The following is a 16,249-nucleotide window of genomic DNA, read 5'->3' as shown; positions in this document are numbered from 1 at the left end:
GATCCGAGCTATCGTTCGGATCAGAAAAATTCGTTGCGTGCGAAGTCAGTCATTCACCTACTGGCAGGCCTCGCAACCCAGATCGTCTATCTCCGCAGCGCTCGGTGCGCGGGATCCACTGCCCGCCTTGCCAGTCAGGAAGTCCTCCACGCCGCGCGGCTCGCGGGCGGGTGCCGAGGAGGAAGCCGGTGCCGGAGCGGCCGAAGGTGCCTGGTTGCTCACCGCGTTGAGCGTGCCGCGGTCGACAGTGGACTTCTCCACCGAGGTAGCGCCCAGGGCGCGCAGGTAATAGGTGGTCTTGAGCCCGCGGAACCATGCCATGCGGTAGGTCACGTCGAGCTTCTTGCCCGATACGCCCTTGATGTAGAGGTTCAGCGACTGCGCCTGGTCGATCCACTTCTGGCGCCGCGCGGCGGCCTCCACCAGCCATTTCGGCTCCACCTCGAAGGCGGTGGCGTACTTGGCCTTGAGGTCGTCGGGAATGCGTTCGATGGGCTGGGCCGAGCCGTCGTAGTACTTGAGATCGTTGATCATCACCTCGTCCCACAGGCCGCGAGCCTTGAGGTCGTGGACCAGGTAGGCGTTGACCACGGTGAACTCGCCGGAGAGGTTCGACTTCACGTAGAGGTTCTGATACGTGGGCTCGATCGACTGCGACACGCCGCAGATATTGGAGATCGTCGCGGTGGGAGCGATCGCCATCACGTTGGAGTTGCGCATGCCCTGCTCGGCGATCTTCTGGCGAATGCGGCCCCAGTCCTGGGTGGTCGAGGTATCGACTTCGATGTACTTGTCGCCACGTTCCTGCTTCAGCTTCTCGATTGAATCGATCGGCAGTACGCCTTGGCTCCACAGCGAGCCCTCGAAGCTCTGGTAGCGGCCGCGTTCGGCAGCGAGATCGCTGGAGGCCTCGATGGCGTGATAGCTGACCAGCTCCATGGAGCGGTCGGCGAACGTGACCGCCTCCTCGGAGGCGTAGGCGATGTCCTGGGCGTAGAGGGCATCCTGGAAGCCCATGATGCCGAGTCCCACCGGGCGATGCTTGAAATTGGAGTTCTTGGCCTGGGGTACCGCGTAATAGTTGATGTCGATGACATTGTCGAGCATGCGTACCGCGGTGCGCACGGTCTTCCTCAGCTTGGCGTCGTCGAGCTGGCCGTCGACCACGTGCTGGGCCAGGTTGACCGAGCCGAGGTTGCACACCGCGATCTCGTCGATGCTGGTGTTGAGGGTGATCTCGGTGCACAGGTTGGAGGAGTGCACCACGCCGGCGTGCTGCTGCGGGCTACGCAGGTTGCACGGATCCTTGAAGGTGATCCACGGGTGGCCGGTCTCGAACAGCATCGAGAGCATCTTGCGCCACAGGTCCTTGGCGCGTACGCGCTTGAACAGCTTGAGCTGGCCCGAGCGGGTCATCGCCTCGTACTCCTCGTAGCGCTGCTCGAAGGCGGCGCCGTAGAGGTCATGCAGGTCGGGACAGGTGGCGGGCGAGAACAGCGTCCACTCCTTGTCGTCGAAGACCCGCTTCATGAACAGGTCGGGCACCCAATTGGCGGTGTTCATGTCGTGGGTACGGCGGCGGTCGTCGCCGGTGTTCTTGCGCAGCTCGAGGAACTCTTCGACATCGAGGTGCCAGGTCTCGAGGTAGGCACACACCGCGCCCTTGCGCTTGCCGCCCTGGTTCACCGCCACCGCGGTGTCGTTGACTACCTTGAGGAACGGCACCACGCCCTGGCTCTTGCCGTTGGTCCCCTTGATGTAGGAGCCCAGCGCACGCACCGGCGTCCAGTCATTGCCCAGGCCGCCTGCCCACTTGGAGAGCAGGGCGTTGTCGCGAATAGCGCTGTAGATGCCGTCCAGCTCGTCGGGCACGGTGGTGAGGTAACAGCTGGAGAGCTGGCTGCGCACGGTGCCCGAGTTGAACAGGGTCGGCGTGGAGGCCATGTAGTCGAAGCTGGAGAGCAGCTCGTAGAATTCGATGGCGCGCGCCTCGCGATCATCCTCGTTCAGTGCCAGCCCCATGGCCACGCGCATGAACATTACCTGGGGCAGCTCGTAATGCACGTCGTCGCGATGGATGAAGTAGCGGTCGTAGAGCGTCTGCAGGCCGAGGTAGGTAAAGGCGTTGTCGCGGGTATGGTCAAGCGCCTCGCCGAGGCGTTCGAGGTCGAACTCGGCAAGCTTCGGGTCGAGCTGCTCGAATTCGATACCGCGGGCCACGTAGGCCTGGAACGCCGGCTTGTAGAATTCGGCCATTTCGCCGAAGGTGGCCTCCTCGGCGATGCCAAGGAACGACAGCGCCTCGCGGCGCAGGCTGTCCTGCAGCAGGCGCGCGGTGACATAGGTGTAGTTGGGCTCCTTCTCCACCAGCGTGCGCGCGGTCATCATCAGCGCCTGGGATACGCCGTCCACCGAGACGCCGTCATAGAGGTTCTTCAGCGACTCCTCGACGATCCGGTTGGGGTCGACGTTGTCGAGCTCCGCACAGGCATCGAATACCAGTGTCTCGATGCGGCCGAGGTCCAGCGGTCGACGGCTGCCGTCGGCCAGGGTCACGTTGAGCGAGGGGTGCGGCTTCTCGATATCGGCACCAGCGGCGGCACGGGCGCGGGCATGCTCCTCGCGGTAGAGCACGTAGGCACGCGCCACCTTCTGCTCACCGGCACGCATCAGCGCCAGCTCCACCTGGTCCTGGATGTCCTCGATGTGCAGGGTGCCGCCATCGGGCATGCGTCGCAGGAAGGCCGCGGCAATGCTCTGGCTCGCCTGCTCGACGAAGTCGCGCACCCGCGAAGAGGCGCTGACGTTGTCGCCCTCCACTGCAATGAAGGCCTTGCGCATGGCGACGGCGATCTTGTCGGCATCGAAGGACACCACGTCGCCGTTGCGCTTGATCACGCGCAGGGCTTGCGGAGCCGTGAGCGACAGGTCGGTCGGGTCGGGGGTCTGGAGTTCCATGAACCGATAATCCCTTCTGCGTGGGGAGAGGAGGTGTTTGGCGACGAAGGCATTGACAGCCGAAGCAAGGCTTGGTAAATGCACATCATCTTGTGTCGTTCTCTTTTGAAAGCACAAGATAGTGTGCTTTTTCGTCGCCTTCAAGTGGATAACCTGTGGGTGAGCTGTGACTCGGCGGGGGGCATCCTTTGGGTTGTTGCCCAAGTCCGGGCTATGCTTCGCTGGCAAGCAGCAAGGACGCGAAATGGCATGAAAGGCAGGCGAAAGAACCTATTTCGGGTATCCTTGACCTGTAAATTGGCGGGACAGGGTGTCCCGAGTGATAACGAAGCCCAGCACGGGGATGACTAGGATGGATGACAACCTGGAAAGTAGCGACATGGAACACGTGCTGATTATCGAGGATGACGTGCGCCTGGCCGAACTCACCCGCGACTACCTGGAATCCAATGGCTTCAAGGTCACGGTGGAGGCCGAGGGTTCACGGGGTGTCGACCAGATACTGACGCTGCAGCCGGATCTGGTGATTCTCGATTTGATGCTACCCGGTGAGGACGGATTGTCGATCTGTCGCCGGGCCCGACCCGACTATTCCGGGCCGATCCTGATGCTGACTGCCCGTACCGACGACATGGACCAAGTGCTGGGTTTGGAAATGGGGGCCGATGACTATGTGCCCAAGCCAGTTCAGCCACGGGTGTTGCTGGCGCGCATGCGGGCGCTGCTGCGCCGTGCGGAGAACGCCGAGCAGTCCGGCGAGGCGCGTCTCACCTTCGGTAATCTGGAAATAGACAGCGCCACACGGGAAGCCTGGTTGCAGGGCGAGCGCATCGACCTTACCAGCGCCGAGTTCGATCTGCTGTGGCTGCTGGCCAGCAACGCCGGACGTGTGCTCACCCGGGAAGAGATCTTCAGCGACCTTAGGGGTATCAAGTACGACGGCCAGGACCGCTCCATCGACGTCCGGGTCTCACGCATTCGCCCCAAGATCGGTGACGACCCCAACCATCCACACCGGATCAAGACGGTGCGCAGCAAAGGCTACCTGTTCGTCAAGGATGCTTGACCGATGCAGCGGTTCCTGGCCGATGGCTCCTTCCTGCGTGTCTATCTGGCCCTGGCCCTGGCACTGCTGCTGACTTTTGGCCTGGCCCTCATTGGGCTGGCGCTGGTCGATCGGGTACGCGTCGAGCAGTACCGCGAACAGCTGGCCGAAGCACCGCTGCAGCTCCTCACCTGGCGGGTGGCGGCCTTGCCGGCCCAAGAGCGCGGTGAGTGGCTGACACAGCAATCCGACATGCTCAACATGCGCCTATCCTTGCGCGAACCGGAGGCCACCGAGCTCGGCTGGTTCGAGCTCCGACGGGTCGAGCGAGGTCGGGTGCTGGTTAAGGTGCTGGCCGAGGGGGACTGGCGACTCTACCGCCGCTTGCCGAATGAAGAGCGAATCCTGGAAGCTCGTCTCTCGGGGCTCAACGAGCGCCAGCTACGCGGGCTGGCCCAGATGCTCGGCGATTGGCTGGCCGAGGTCGACGGCGATGTCCGTCGTCGACGCCTCGAGGGCGTGACCAGCGAGGCCCTGCCGATACGCCTCAACGACCTGGCACCCGAAGGGCTCGACAGCCATCAGCTCACCCGTCTGCGCGACGGCGAACTGGTGATCCGCCTGATGCCGGGGCAAGGGGCGCTGACCGTCCATCTCGCCGTGCCGGCTGCCGACGGCTCTCGCCAGTGGTTGTCGATCGGCCCGGTCTCGGCGCTGGAGCCGACCCCTACTTCACTGCTGCTGCTGGTCCTGGTGATCATGCTCGGTGTGCTGGCGGCGATCATCTATCTCATCGTACGCGGCGTCGAGGCGCGCCTGGCGCGGCTCGAGCTGGCGGCGGGGCGCATCGCCAGCGGGCGCCTGGATACCCGGGTCAAGGTCGATGCCGGCGGTTTCATCGGGCGGGTCGGCATGGCTTTCAACGCCATGGCGGCTCAGGTGCAGTCGTTGCTTCGCTCGCAACAGGAGATGATCCGTGCGGTGTCCCACGAGTTGCGCACACCGGTGGCGCGGATTCGCTTTGCCATGCAGATGGTCGAGGACATGACCGATGATCCCGCCATTCACCGTCAGTTGCATGGCATCGACAGCGACATCGAGGAACTCGACCAGCTGATCGACGAAATCCTCACCTATGCGCGGCTCGACAGCGGTATGGTCAACGGGGCCGAGCTGGAGCGTACCCAGGTCGATTGTCGCGCCGTCGCCGAACGGGTCATCGAGACGCTGGCGCCGCTGCACGCCCATCTGCGTCTGACACTGGCACGGGGAGACGAGGTCGAGGTCCAGGCCGATCCGCGCTATCTGCAGCGGGCATTGCAGAACCTGGTGGCCAATGCCTGCCGGCACGCTCACTCGCGGGTGCTGGTGAGAATCACGCTGGAATCGCGCTTGGTGCGTCTGGACATCGAGGATGATGGGCCCGGCGTGCCGGCCGGGGAGAGGCAGGCCATCTTCAAGCCTTTCGCGCGGCTCGACGACAGTCGTACCCGGCGCAGCGGGGGGTATGGGCTGGGGCTCTCCATCGTGCAGAAGATCATGGCCTGGCACGGCGGCAGCGTGGTGGTCGACGACAGCCAGGAACTGGGCGGAGCGCGCTTTTCGTTGCTGCTACCGCTGGGGCCGGCCGGCAGGGCCAAGCTGCCGGTCAGGCCGGCTTGATTCCCTCCAGCACGGCGAACGACGTCTCGCGGGCCGTGCGCAAGAAGTCCTCCATCCATGGCTGCTCTCGGCTCTCGTCACGAATCGCCGCATACAGCGTACTCCACATGCCCGCTTCCCCGAGGCCTACCGCCTTGACGTAGTCGCGCTCCAGATACTCCGTCAACGCCCAGTTGGGCAGCGCACAGACCCCACGGCCGCTGGCCACCAACTGCATCATCATCACGGTGAGTTCAGCGGTACGGATTTCGCGGGGGCGCACGCCGGCGGGATCGAGGAACTGGGTGAAAACGTCCAGGCGGGCATGCTCCACCGGGTAGGTGATCAAGGTCTCGCCGGCGAGATCCTCGGGCGCGACGTAGGTTCGCTCGGCCAGGCGATGCTGACGTGCGACGGCCAGCAGACCCTGGTAGCGGAACAGCGGTTCGTAGTAGACCCCGGAGAGCGGCTGCGGATCGGCGGTGATGACCAGATCGAGCTGCTCGCGAGCCAGCGCCGGCAGCGGATCGAAGTGGTGTCCGCCGGGAATGTCGATCTCAACTTCCGGCCAGTGATCGCGGAAACGATCAATAGTCGGCATCAGCCACTGGAAGCAGCTATGGCACTCGATGGCCATGTGCAGGCGCCCCGGCTCGTGCCCGATCAGCCGGGCGACGTCGCGCTCGGCCATACGCACCTGGGGCAACACCTGCTCGGCCAGGGACAACAGGCGCTGCCCGGCGCGGGTGAATTCGACCGGTCGAGTCTTGCGCACGAACAGTGCCGTGCCCACCCGCTCCTCGAGATCCTTGATCTGGTGCGACAGGGCCGACTGGGTCAGATGAACTCGCTCGGCGGCCTCAACCAGCGAGCCGGCATCGCGCAGCGCGATCAGGGTACGAAGATGACGGAGTTCTATCATGAGCGGAATTCAAGTTTTGAGTTAATATATTTAGTTTGATTCACCTGTAAGGGCCGGCGAGACTCTACGGCAACATTCATGCGTAGAGGGAATTATCATGACATTAGCTCATGTGCTTGGCTATCCGCGAATCGGCGCCGACCGCGAGCTCAAGCGGGCCGTCGAGGCCTATTGGCGCGGGGAGCTCGAACGCGAGGCCTTGGAAAGCGTCGGCCGCGAGCTGCGTGCACGCCACTGGCAGGTGCAGCGCGACGCCGGCCTGGACGTGATTACCGTGGGCGACTTCGCTTTCTACGACCAGGTACTCAACCTAAGCACCCTGGTAGGCGCCGTGCCGGCGCGCTTCAAGGCCGACGATGAAATCGCTCGCGGTGAGGTCGATCTCGATACGCAATTTCGCATGGCGCGCGGTCGGGCACCCAGCGGGTCGCCGGTGGCCGCCTGCGAGATGACCAAGTACTTCGATACCAACTATCACTATCTGGTCCCCGAGCTGCACGCGGGGCAGCAGTTCACGCTGGCCAGCTCGCGGCTGTTCGACGAGGTGGCCGAGGCGCAAGCAGCCGGGCATCCGGTCAAGGTGGCACTGACCGGGCCGCTGACCTGGCTGTGGCTGGGCAAGGCGCGCGAGGAAGGCTTCGACCGCCTGTGCCTGCTCGAGGCGCTGCTGCCGGTCTATGGTGAAATCCTGGCCCGCCTGGCCGAGCAGGGCGTGGAGTGGGTGCAGCTCGATGAGCCGGCGCTGGTGCAGGATCTGCCGCTGGTGTGGAAACAGGCCTTCGAGGCGAGCTACAACGTGCTGCGCGCCGCGCCGGTCAAGCTGATGGTGGCGACCTATTTCGGCGGGCTCGGTGACAATTTGCAGCTTGCGGTGAATCTGCCGGTGGAAGGCCTGCACGTCGACGCGGTACGCGCTCCCGGGCAGTTGACCGCAGTGCTCGACAACCTGCCTGGTTACAAGGTGCTATCGGTAGGCGGCATCGACGGGCGCAACGTCTGGCGCGCCGACCTGGGCGCACTGCACGAGCGCCTGGCAAACGCCCGCATGCGCCTGGGCGAGCGGCTGTGGCTGGAGCCCTCGTGTTCGCTGCTGCATGTGCCGGTGGATCTGGAAGGCGAGGACGGGCTCGACGAGGAGCTCAAGAGCTGGTTGGCTTTCGCCCGCCAGAAGCTCGACGAGACCGTGACCCTGGCGCGACTGCTGGGCAATCGCGCCAGTGCGGAGGATCGCGCCCGGGTGGCCGCCGCCACGACAGCACTGGACGCGCGACGCGCCTCGCCGCGGCTGCATCGGCCCGAAGTGGCCCAGCGCCTGGCACGGGTCGGCGACGCCGAGCTTTCGCGCGACAACCCTTACCCGGTCAGGACCCGGGCCCAGCGTCGCTTGCTCGATCTGCCACTGTTCCCCACCACGACCATCGGCTCCTTCCCCCAGACCGCGGAGATCCGCGCTGCCCGTCGCGCCCACAAGGCTGGCGAGCTGGGACGGGAAGCCTACGAAAGCCAGATGCGCGATGAGATCGCCGACGCCGTACGGCGCCAGGAAGCGTTGGGCATCGACATGCTGGTACACGGCGAGGCCGAGCGCAACGACATGGTCGAGTACTTCGGCGAGCAGCTCGATGGCTACGTCTTTACCCGCAACGGCTGGGTGCAAAGCTACGGCTCGCGCTGCGTCAAGCCGCCGATCATCGTCGGCGACGTGAGCCGCCCGGCGCCGATGACGGTGGCCTGGAGCCGCTACGCCCAGTCGCTCACCGAGCGGCCGATGAAGGGTATGCTCACGGGGCCCGTGACCATGCTGCAGTGGTCGTTCGTGCGCGACGATCAGCCGCGCGAGACGACCTGCCGCCAGATCGCCCTGGCGCTGCGCGACGAGGTGGCCGATTTAGAGGCCGCCGGCATCCCGGCGATCCAGATCGACGAGCCTGCCCTGCGTGAGGGACTGCCGCTGAGCCAGGGCGAATGGCAGGCCTACCTCGACTGGGCGGTAGCGTGTTTCCGCCTGACCGCCTCGGTTGCGCGGGATGCCACGCAGATCCACACCCATATGTGCTATTCGGAGTTCAACGACATCATCGCCGCCATCGCCGCGCTGGATGCCGATGTCATCACCATCGAGACCTCACGCTCCCACATGGAGCTGCTCGACGCCTTCCGGGACTTCGCCTATCCCAACGAGATCGGTCCCGGAGTTTATGACATCCACTCGCCCAACGTGCCCGAGGTGGCCTGGATGGTGCAATTGATGGAGAAGGCGGCCGAGCGTCTTCCCGTTGAGCGGCTATGGATCAATCCCGATTGCGGCCTCAAGACCCGCAGCTGGGATGAAGTGGAGCCGGCGCTGGCCAGCATGGTCGAGGCGGCACGCGAACTGCGCCGACGCCATGGCTGACGCCGGTCAGGCAGGGGGCGTTCGCGGCGCGTGAAGCGGGCACCGGGCCGCAAGGGGCCGGTGCCTGTTATGCTATGGGCGTTCATACGTTCAAGGAATCGCCATGCTCTTCCGTCGCTTGCCTCTCCTTCGTCCTGGGCTGCTGCTCGTTGTCGGTTCGCTGCTGCTGGTCGGATGTGCCACGCCCTCGGGCAATGGGCCGCGTTCCGCCGATACCGTTTCCAGCACGGCGCCGCTGTTGCCCTCGATGCTCTTCCCCGGCGGCGCCGAGCGCTTCGAGGCCTGGCGCTGCACGCCGCAGCAGGACCTGGTGACCGCCTTCGGCAAGCGTGAGCTGCGGCTGTGGTCGGCACATGGCGCCTATCGCCTGACGCCGGCAGTGGTGGCCAGCGGTGCACGCTACCAGCAGGGCGACCTGAGCTTCTGGAACAAGGGCGGCGAAGCCGTGGTGGAGAGTGCCAACGGCAAGCTCGACTGCCGCGCCGATATGGCGCGCGCAGCGCTGACACGCCAGCAACGCCCCGGTGTGATGTTCCACGGACGCGGCAACGAGCCGGGCTGGAACGTCAACCTGGCACACGATGCGCCTGAGCTGACGCTGGTGCTCGACTACGGCACTCGGGAGATGACGCTGCCCTATCGCGTCATCGGTATGGACAACGCCAACGGTCGGGTAGCGCTCGCCAGCGCCGCAGCACAGCAGCCTTTCGAGCTGCGCCTGGAGGCGCGCGCCTGCTTCGACGACATGAGCGGCGAGCCGTTTCCCGCGCGCGTGACCCTTAGCATCGATGGGGAGACGTATAGGGGCTGCGGCCAGGGCATCGCGCCGTAACCCGACGCTGAAGGTTGGCCAGGTCCTCACCGTAATAAAGCAAGGAGCCACCACATGGTATTCGAACTGCCAGCACTGCCTTATGACAGGAATGCTCTCGAACCGCATATTTCCGCCGAGACCCTCGACTATCACTACGGCAAGCATCATCAGGCCTACGTCACCAAGCTCAACGAGCTGATCGAAGGCACCGACGAAACCGACAAGTCTTTGGAGGAGATCATCCAGTCCTCGTCCGGCAGCCTGTTTAACCAGGCAGCGCAGGTATGGAACCATACCTTCTACTGGCACTGCCTCGCGCCCAATGGCGGCGGTGAGCCCTCAGGCGCGCTGGCCGAGGCGATTCAGGCCCGGTTCGGCTCCTTCGCCCAGTTCAAGCAGGCCTTCAGCGACAGTGCCGTGGCCAACTTCGGCGCCGGCTGGACCTGGCTGATCAAGACGGCCGACGGTGGCGTCGACATCGTCAATACCAGCAACGCCGATACACCGATTGCCCATGGCCAGACCCCACTGCTGACCATCGATGTATGGGAGCACGCCTACTACATCGACTACCGCAACGCGCGTCCCAAATACCTGGAAAACATCTGGAGCGTACTGAACTGGGACTTCGTGGCTCAGAACTTCGATTAGGCGTGAAATAGCAGCGGGGCGGAAACCCCTGCGTGCCGTCCGGTTGCACCGTGATGGGCTTCGTCGTTAGGCGGGGCCTATCGCTATCATGTATTTTCGTATTTTTCGAATGAGTTGCGCGAAACTATGCGCTTTTAGCGCGAAAAAATGCACGTATCATGGCGAATAACACAATGCTTCCATAGGGAGATCGTCATGGCTAACCGAATTCTTCTCGTCACTTCCTCCATTCTCGGTGAGCAGGGGCAATCCAATGCCCTGGCCAGCCACTTTCGCCAGCAGGCCGACCAGCGAGGCGAGCTGAGCCTCACCCATCGCGACCTGGCCGTCGAATCGCTGCCGCATCTCGGACTCGAGGAGCTCGGCAGCTGGCAGACAGCCGCCACTGAACGCACCGCCGAGCAGCAAATGCTGGCGCAACGTTCGGACGACCTGATCGAGGAGCTCAACGCTCATGATGTGCTGGTGCTGGCCGTGCCGATGTACAACTTCGGCATTCCGTCTCAGCTCAAGGCCTGGTTCGACCGGGTGATGCGTGCCGGTGTCACTTTCCGCTACACCGAGCAGGGCCCCGTGGGGCTGGTGAAGGGCAAGCGCGCCGTCATCCTGGCCGCTCGCGGTGGCCAGTACGCCGGCACCGAACTCGACACCCAGACGCCGCATCTCAAGGCGATGCTGGGCATGATCGGTATCGGCGATGTCTCGGTGATCTATGCCGAGGGCCTGGCCATGGGCGAGGGGCGCCGCGACGCTGCCCTCAAGGAAGCGCGGCAGGCCATCGACTCGCTGGTCGCCGAGCTGTAAGCATCAGCAGCTCTGGGGCACGTCGACAAGCCAGCGATCGGCAACGAAGTGGCTCGTGCACAGGGTGGCCTGTGCATCGAGCATGCGTGCCCCCAGCTGTCCCAGGGCATCCAGTTCCGCGCGTGAGTCTGCCGTCACCATCTCGGTGACTTGCAGCGGCAGCCACGCCTCCTCCTCGCGTATCGCCAAGGCGTAGCTGAAGGCATAGAACCCCGGGAAGCCCAGGCGCAGGTCGGTGGCGACCAAGGTTTCCCGGCCTTCGATCTTGCGCACCTCGTAACGCAGGAAGGGACCGGCAAACCAGTCCAGCCGCCGACCCTTCCCGAGCGCCATGGCGGCCGGCTCGAGCTCGGCGCCGCGGCGAAAGGTCTCCACTATCGGTGGCGTATCCCCATCCAGCAGGCCCACCAGGCTTTCGTGTTGACGGTCGCCGTCGATGAGCGTCACCCGCCACAGCAGTGTATTGAACGGGGTGGGCTGCACCAGCCGCGGCGCTTCCTCCAGGCCGCGCTCTGCCAACAGCGGAGCCAGCCGCTGTTCGACCATGCCCTTGGCGAGCATGGCGAAGAGCAGGTAGACGCAGGAGAGCGACAGTCCCCAGGCGGGGCCGCGCTGGGCGTTGCCGCCGATCAGTGCGATGCCGACGCCTACCAGTAGCAGCAGGGTGTAGAGCGGGTCGATGATGAAGACCACCGGCCAGGCGCTGGGGCGCACCGCGAGCGGCCACCAGATCTGGGTGCCATAGGTGGTCAGCACGTCGAGCAGCGGGTGGGTCACCAGACACAGCATGAAGTAGGCCCACCAGCGGCCCAGGGAAATGTCGCGAGCCGTGGCGAGGCGTCGGGCGAGCAATGCCAGCAGTGTGCCAAGCCCCGTCAGCACGAACAGGGAGTGAGTAAAGCCGCGATGTTCGGTGATGTTGGCTACCGCATCGCCATAGTCGAGGAAGACATCGAGGTCGGGCAGGCTGCCCAGGACCGCACCGATCAGCACCGCCTTGCGTCCCAGGCGGCGACCCAGAACGGTGCCGCCTACCGCCGCACCCAGGGCGGCCTGTGTCAGGGTATCCATGGGGTATGTTCTCGTACGCGCACCGGGTCGCTCAGGCCTTCTGCCAGGCGGGGCCGAGAGCGAGAATGCGCTGGTGAACGGGGCAGTCTTCGCGATGGGCACCGGGCAGATAGCCGGTGCTCATGAGAAACTCGCCGACGATCTCCGGGCCGGTGAAGCGAAAAGTGCGGCGGAACAGCTTGACCCATTCGTCCTTTGTCATCGGGTGATGGTGGTCGAGCCAGCCGGCAAAGCTACCATGAGCGTCGCGCAGGGCCTGTATCACCCCGGCATTGTGGATGACCGCCGCCACCTTGAGCCGGTTGCGGATGATGCCGGCATCGCCGAGCAGCCGCGCACGATCGGCTTCGCCGAAGGCGGCAACCCGATCGACATCGAAGCCGTCGAAGGCTCGCCGGAAAGCTTCGCGCTTCTTGAGCACGGTCAGCCACGACAGGCCGGCCTGGTTGATCTCCAGTACCAGACGCTCGAACAGTGCCGTGTCGTCGGCGACGGGAAAACCGTACTCGTCGTCATGATAGGGGCCATGCCAGGGGTGCCCCGGTGCCAGGTCACAATAGTGCGACATTTTCGCCTCTTTCCCTTTTTCGCTATTGGCAAGGCCGTGGTGGCTTGTCACGATTCGATGATCTGGTCGCAACGCTTCAGGAGCCACCGGCATGAAGATCCTACCCGTAAAATCCAAGACCACAAAGGCGGCGGCGCTGTCCCTGCTGGCCGGTAGCGCACTGGCACTCTATCTTGCCCTGACCCCGGGTGCGAGCACCCAGGCCGGCCCGGTGGTCGAGATGTACCAGGACCCCAACTGCGGGTGCTGCACGGATTGGGCCGATCACCTCAGGGGAGCAGGCTTCGAGGTACGCCAGCACAGAACCCGCGACATGCGCGGCGTGAAGCTGGAACACGGCGTCATTCCCGAGCTGGCCTCCTGCCATACGGCGCTGGTTGATGGCTACGTGATCGAAGGTCACGTGCCGGCCGCCGACATCAAGCGCCTGCTCGAGGAGCGGCCCGACGTGGTGGGGCTGACGGTGCCGGGCATGCCCCATGGCTCTCCCGGCATGGAGACGGGGCGCCATGACGACTACGCCGTGCTGACCTGGCGGCATGAGGACCGGACGCCGGCCATTTTCAGCGAGTATACTCACTGAGCAGGAAACACTGACTGAGTGGCTGCGCGAGCGAATCGCTACGTTGCGATGCATCTTGCTCGCCGATTAGTTCAGTATTCTTGGTTTGTTTAACGAACGTTGGCTAGGAGGGCTCATGCAGTATCTGCACACCATGGTTCGCGTCAGTGACCTGGACGCATCGCTGCGCTTCTACTGCGATCTGCTGGGGCTCGTGGAAGTACGGCGCAAGGAGAACGAGAAGGGACGCTTCACCCTGGTCTTTCTCGCTGCACCCCAAGACGAGTCCCGCTCCGCCGAACTCAAGGCGCCGGAACTCGAGCTGACCTACAACTGGGATCCGGAGGAGTACGCCGGCGGGCGCAATTTCGGCCACCTGGCTTACCGGGTCGACGACATCTATGCCTTGTGCGAGCGGCTGCACGAGGCCGGCGTGACCATTAATCGCCCGCCCCGCGATGGCCACATGGCCTTCGTGCGCAGCCCCGACGGCATCTCCATCGAGCTGCTGCAGAAGGGCGACCCGCTGCCGGCCAGGGAGCCATGGGCGTCCATGCAAAACACGGGCACCTGGTAAGGGAAACGCCGCACAGATGCCTGCGCGAGCGAATCGCTGCGTTGCGCGGTGTGCTTCATTTCGCGCGTCGATTTGTCAGCGCTTCCCAAGATCGGCGTAGTGCAACAAGGAACGCAACTATCAATGAAGAAGATTCTCTCAGGCCGAGTGCTGCTACTGGCACTGGCGGTCATGATGTTGACTGCGTGCGGCAGCCAGCCCTCCGCGCCGGCACGCCAGGAAGGACCCGGCGTCTCCAGCGATCATCCGGTCGTGGGGCAGCGCTGGAACCTGCTGCTGGTGGGCACCGACGAACGGCTCTCGATGCCCGAGACGCCGCATTTCGTGGTATCACCCGATGGTCGCGTGACAGGCAGCGACGGCTGCAATCAGCTCAGTGGCCGGGTGAGCCTCGATGCAGGCAACCGTATTCAATTCAGTGAGCTGGCCACGACTCGCCGAGGTTGCCCGCAGCTCGAGGAGGCCAAGCGCATCACCGCGATGCTGGAAAGCGCCTACCGCTTCCTCATCGACCATGATCGGCTGGTGTTCTTCGGGCCGGATCAGCGGGTGCTGGGCGGCTGGCGCAAGGCCAACTGAAGGGGCCTCACAGGTGCAAGAGCGCGGCTGATGCCGCTCTCTTGCTGTCAGCCGAGACTCGGGCGACCGGGTAGCGCGCCTCGCAACGTGAGCAGCCCGGCGGTGATCGTGCGCACGAGCGTCGGACCTACCGGGGTGAGCAGGATCCACGGGGTAACGATCAGGTTGATCGCCAGGGCGGCGAAGAAAATATCGCTGAACCAGTGAGCGCCGCTGAGAATGCGCGGAGCGCTTAGCAGCACCGCGAACAGGGCACTGACCAGGGCGACGCGAAGGCCGGCAAAGCGCCACATGAAGGCGGCGAACAGGAACAGGTTGATGCCATGATCGCCGGGGAAGCTGCTACCGGAACTGTCCTTGGTGGGAAAGTCGACCATCAGCGTCACCAAGTTGACGTTATCGTAGACCAGGGTCGGGCTGGGGTGGGTATAGGGAATGACCAGGCGAACCCCCTGGGCGATGAACACGGCCGCCAGCAGCATGGTGACGCCGATGCCGCCCCAGCGCAGCAGGCGATCCGGATGCCGCGAGTCGCGGTTCATGGCCCACACGAAGAGGGCGAGCAGCACCAGCAGGCTGATAACGTCGAAGACGCGGGTGTTGAACGCTGCCACGAGCAGCACCCAAGCGTCGTGAGCTTCGCTCAGCCAGGCGTTGGTGGTAAAGAATACGGCATCGTCCAGCTCGGTCCAGAACAGCAGGCCGGGCGAAAGCCAGGACCACACCAGCAGGGCGCCGAGAAGATTGAGCAGCAGGATGCGGCCGGGAGCGAAGGAGGGTTCGAAGTGTGACATGAGGGGCACGCACGATGTGGATGGCGATGCCCCATTCTAGCGTAAACGAGCGTAACAGAACAGCGTTTCTTAACCTATTGTTACTACTGCATGTACCAGCCGTGACTGGCCACCACCGATTGGCCCGTCAGGGCCGCCGAGGGGAAGGCCGCCAAATGCAGTGCCACTTCGGCGATATCCTCGAGCGTGGTGAATTCGCCGTCGACGGTATCCTTGAGCATCACGTCGCGTATTACCGCTTCCTCGGAGATACCCAGCGCCTCGGCCTGCTCGGGGATCTGCCTGTCCACCAGCGGCGTACGCACGAAGCCGGGACAGATCACGTTGGCGCGTACCCGGTGTGCCGCTCCCTCCTTGGCCACGCTGCGGCACAGGCCCAGCAGGGCATGCTTGGCGGCCACGTACGGCGCCTTTAGCGGCGAAGCGAGCTTGCTGTGTACCGAGCCCATGTAGAGCAGGCAGCCGCCACGCTCTTGCCGGTACATCTGGCGCAATGCGGCGCTGGTCAACAGAAAGGCGCCGTCGAGGTGCACTGACATGACCTTGCGCCAGTCGGCGAAGCTCAGGGCGTGCAATGGCGCGATGTGCTGAATACCGGCGTTGGCGATGGCAATGTCCAGCCCGCCCCAGCGCTCGACCATCGCGGCCACGCCAGCCTCCACCGCGGCCTCGTCGGTGACATCCATGGCCAGTGCCATGGCCTCGCCACCAGCATCGCCTATCTGCCGCACGGTGGCCTCGGCGGCGGTCAGGTCGAGATCGGCCACCGCGACCCTGGCGCCTTCCCGTGCATAGCGTTCGGCGATGGCGCGGCCGATGCCACCGGCCGCTCCGGTGATCAGGGCGGTCTTGTCGATGAGTTGCATAT

At 64.5% G+C, this 16,249-nt stretch carries 15 protein-coding genes; 9 read left to right on the top strand and 6 right to left on the bottom strand.

From position 1 onward, the window contains the following. Nucleotides 1-57: 57 nt before the first annotated feature. A complete protein-coding gene (locus HNO53_RS18305) occupies nt 58-2,958 on the bottom strand; it encodes a ribonucleoside-diphosphate reductase subunit alpha (protein WP_209474117.1) in 2,901 nt (966 codons plus the stop codon). Between the two features lie 352 nt (nt 2,959-3,310). On the opposite strand from HNO53_RS18305, the gene HNO53_RS18300 reads away from it, so the two are divergent. Next, entirely contained in the window at nt 3,311-4,024 is a 714-nt protein-coding gene (locus tag HNO53_RS18300) for a winged helix-turn-helix domain-containing protein (protein ID WP_209474116.1), read from the top strand. Between the two features lie 3 nt (nt 4,025-4,027). Then, nucleotides 4,028-5,665 carry an ATP-binding protein gene (locus HNO53_RS18295; RefSeq protein ID WP_209474114.1) on the top strand — a complete coding sequence of 546 codons (1,638 nt, stop codon included), beginning with the start codon at nt 4,028-4,030 and terminating at the stop codon, nt 5,663-5,665. On the opposite strand, the gene HNO53_RS18290 is transcribed toward HNO53_RS18295, so the two are convergent. Further along, nucleotides 5,652-6,566, bottom strand: a complete 915-nt coding sequence (locus tag HNO53_RS18290) for a LysR family transcriptional regulator (protein ID WP_209474112.1) — start codon at nt 6,564-6,566, stop codon at nt 5,652-5,654. The genes HNO53_RS18295 and HNO53_RS18290 overlap by 14 nt on opposite strands. Nucleotides 6,567-6,663: 97 nt before the next feature. Between HNO53_RS18290 and metE the strand changes: the two genes are divergently transcribed. From metE to HNO53_RS18270, 4 genes are all read left to right on the top strand, one after another. Further along, the gene (gene metE, locus HNO53_RS18285; protein ID WP_209474110.1) at nt 6,664-8,961 is read left to right on the top strand and encodes a 5-methyltetrahydropteroyltriglutamate--homocysteine S-methyltransferase; all 2,298 of its coding nucleotides are present in this window, start codon (nt 6,664-6,666) and stop codon (nt 8,959-8,961) included. Nucleotides 8,962-9,064: 103 nt separating this feature from the next. Beyond that, entirely contained in the window at nt 9,065-9,793 is a 729-nt protein-coding gene (locus tag HNO53_RS18280; protein WP_209474108.1) for an MliC family protein, read from the top strand. 54 nt (nt 9,794-9,847) lie between these two features. Then, nucleotides 9,848-10,426 (top strand): superoxide dismutase, encoded by a 579-nt coding sequence (locus tag HNO53_RS18275; protein WP_209474106.1) that lies wholly within the window; start codon nt 9,848-9,850, stop codon nt 10,424-10,426. Nucleotides 10,427-10,621: 195 nt separating this feature from the next. Next, on the top strand, nt 10,622-11,230 hold the full coding sequence (locus HNO53_RS18270; RefSeq protein WP_209474104.1) for an FMN-dependent NADH-azoreductase: 609 nt from the start codon (nt 10,622-10,624) through the stop codon (nt 11,228-11,230). Nucleotides 11,231-11,233: 3 nt separating this feature from the next. On the opposite strand, the gene HNO53_RS18265 is transcribed toward HNO53_RS18270, so the two are convergent. After that, a complete protein-coding gene (locus HNO53_RS18265) occupies nt 11,234-12,301 on the bottom strand; it encodes a metal-dependent hydrolase (protein ID WP_209474102.1) in 1,068 nt (355 codons plus the stop codon). Nucleotides 12,302-12,332: 31 nt separating this feature from the next. Next, nucleotides 12,333-12,869, bottom strand: a complete 537-nt coding sequence (locus tag HNO53_RS18260) for a DNA-3-methyladenine glycosylase I (RefSeq protein ID WP_209474100.1) — start codon at nt 12,867-12,869, stop codon at nt 12,333-12,335. A gap of 91 nt (nt 12,870-12,960) precedes the next feature. Here HNO53_RS18260 and HNO53_RS18255 point away from each other — a divergent pair, with 91 nt between their 5' ends. The 3 genes from HNO53_RS18255 (at nt 12,961) to HNO53_RS18245 (ending at nt 14,587) form a co-directional block, all read left to right on the top strand. Continuing rightward, nucleotides 12,961-13,452 (top strand): DUF411 domain-containing protein, encoded by a 492-nt coding sequence (locus HNO53_RS18255; RefSeq protein WP_209474098.1) that lies wholly within the window; start codon nt 12,961-12,963, stop codon nt 13,450-13,452. Between the two features lie 115 nt (nt 13,453-13,567). Next, complete coding sequence (locus tag HNO53_RS18250; protein WP_209474096.1) at nt 13,568-14,008, top strand: VOC family protein; 441 nt, start codon at nt 13,568-13,570, stop codon at nt 14,006-14,008. 123 nt (nt 14,009-14,131) lie between these two features. Then, nucleotides 14,132-14,587 (top strand): META domain-containing protein, encoded by a 456-nt coding sequence (locus HNO53_RS18245; RefSeq protein WP_209474094.1) that lies wholly within the window; start codon nt 14,132-14,134, stop codon nt 14,585-14,587. Nucleotides 14,588-14,634: 47 nt separating this feature from the next. Here HNO53_RS18245 and HNO53_RS18240 read toward each other — a convergent pair whose 3' ends face one another. Together HNO53_RS18240 and HNO53_RS18235 are read right to left on the bottom strand one after the other, a co-directional pair. Continuing rightward, entirely contained in the window at nt 14,635-15,381 is a 747-nt protein-coding gene (locus tag HNO53_RS18240) for a phosphatase PAP2 family protein (RefSeq protein WP_209474092.1), read from the bottom strand. A gap of 83 nt (nt 15,382-15,464) precedes the next feature. Continuing rightward, nucleotides 15,465-16,247, bottom strand: coding sequence for a 3-hydroxybutyrate dehydrogenase (locus tag HNO53_RS18235; RefSeq protein ID WP_209474090.1), 783 nt, complete (start codon nt 16,245-16,247; stop codon nt 15,465-15,467). Between the last annotated feature and the right edge of the window lie 2 nt (nt 16,248-16,249).

Source organism: Billgrantia antri, from assembly GCF_017868935.1.
GTDB classification, from domain to species: domain Bacteria; phylum Pseudomonadota; class Gammaproteobacteria; order Pseudomonadales; family Halomonadaceae; genus Halomonas; species Halomonas antri.
The sequence above is the reverse complement of the archived record's forward strand: the minus strand, read 5'-3'. Positions and strand labels throughout refer to the sequence as shown.

Bases quoted from the DNA above. Each gene is read 5' to 3' on its own strand.
- HNO53_RS18275 (WP_209474106.1), top strand. From the start codon at position 9,848: ATGGTATTCGAACTGCCAGCACTGCCTTATGACAGGAATGCTCTCGAA.
- HNO53_RS18300 (WP_209474116.1), top strand. From the start codon at position 3,311: ATGGATGACAACCTGGAAAGTAGCGACATGGAACACGTGCTGATTATC.
- HNO53_RS18235 (WP_209474090.1), bottom strand. From the start codon at position 16,247: ATGCAACTCATCGACAAGACCGCCCTGATCACCGGAGCGGCCGGTGGC.
- HNO53_RS18280 (WP_209474108.1), top strand. From the start codon at position 9,065: ATGCTCTTCCGTCGCTTGCCTCTCCTTCGTCCTGGGCTGCTGCTCGTT.
- HNO53_RS18255 (WP_209474098.1), top strand. From the start codon at position 12,961: ATGAAGATCCTACCCGTAAAATCCAAGACCACAAAGGCGGCGGCGCTG.
- HNO53_RS18290 (WP_209474112.1), bottom strand. From the start codon at position 6,566: ATGATAGAACTCCGTCATCTTCGTACCCTGATCGCGCTGCGCGATGCC.
- HNO53_RS18265 (WP_209474102.1), bottom strand. From the start codon at position 12,301: ATGGATACCCTGACACAGGCCGCCCTGGGTGCGGCGGTAGGCGGCACC.
- HNO53_RS18240 (WP_209474092.1), bottom strand. From the start codon at position 15,381: ATGTCACACTTCGAACCCTCCTTCGCTCCCGGCCGCATCCTGCTGCTC.
- HNO53_RS18260 (WP_209474100.1), bottom strand. From the start codon at position 12,869: ATGTCGCACTATTGTGACCTGGCACCGGGGCACCCCTGGCATGGCCCC.
- HNO53_RS18295 (WP_209474114.1), top strand. From the start codon at position 4,028: ATGCAGCGGTTCCTGGCCGATGGCTCCTTCCTGCGTGTCTATCTGGCC.
- metE (WP_209474110.1), top strand. From the start codon at position 6,664: ATGACATTAGCTCATGTGCTTGGCTATCCGCGAATCGGCGCCGACCGC.
- HNO53_RS18250 (WP_209474096.1), top strand. From the start codon at position 13,568: ATGCAGTATCTGCACACCATGGTTCGCGTCAGTGACCTGGACGCATCG.
- HNO53_RS18245 (WP_209474094.1), top strand. From the start codon at position 14,132: ATGAAGAAGATTCTCTCAGGCCGAGTGCTGCTACTGGCACTGGCGGTC.
- HNO53_RS18270 (WP_209474104.1), top strand. From the start codon at position 10,622: ATGGCTAACCGAATTCTTCTCGTCACTTCCTCCATTCTCGGTGAGCAG.
- HNO53_RS18305 (WP_209474117.1), bottom strand. From the start codon at position 2,958: ATGGAACTCCAGACCCCCGACCCGACCGACCTGTCGCTCACGGCTCCG.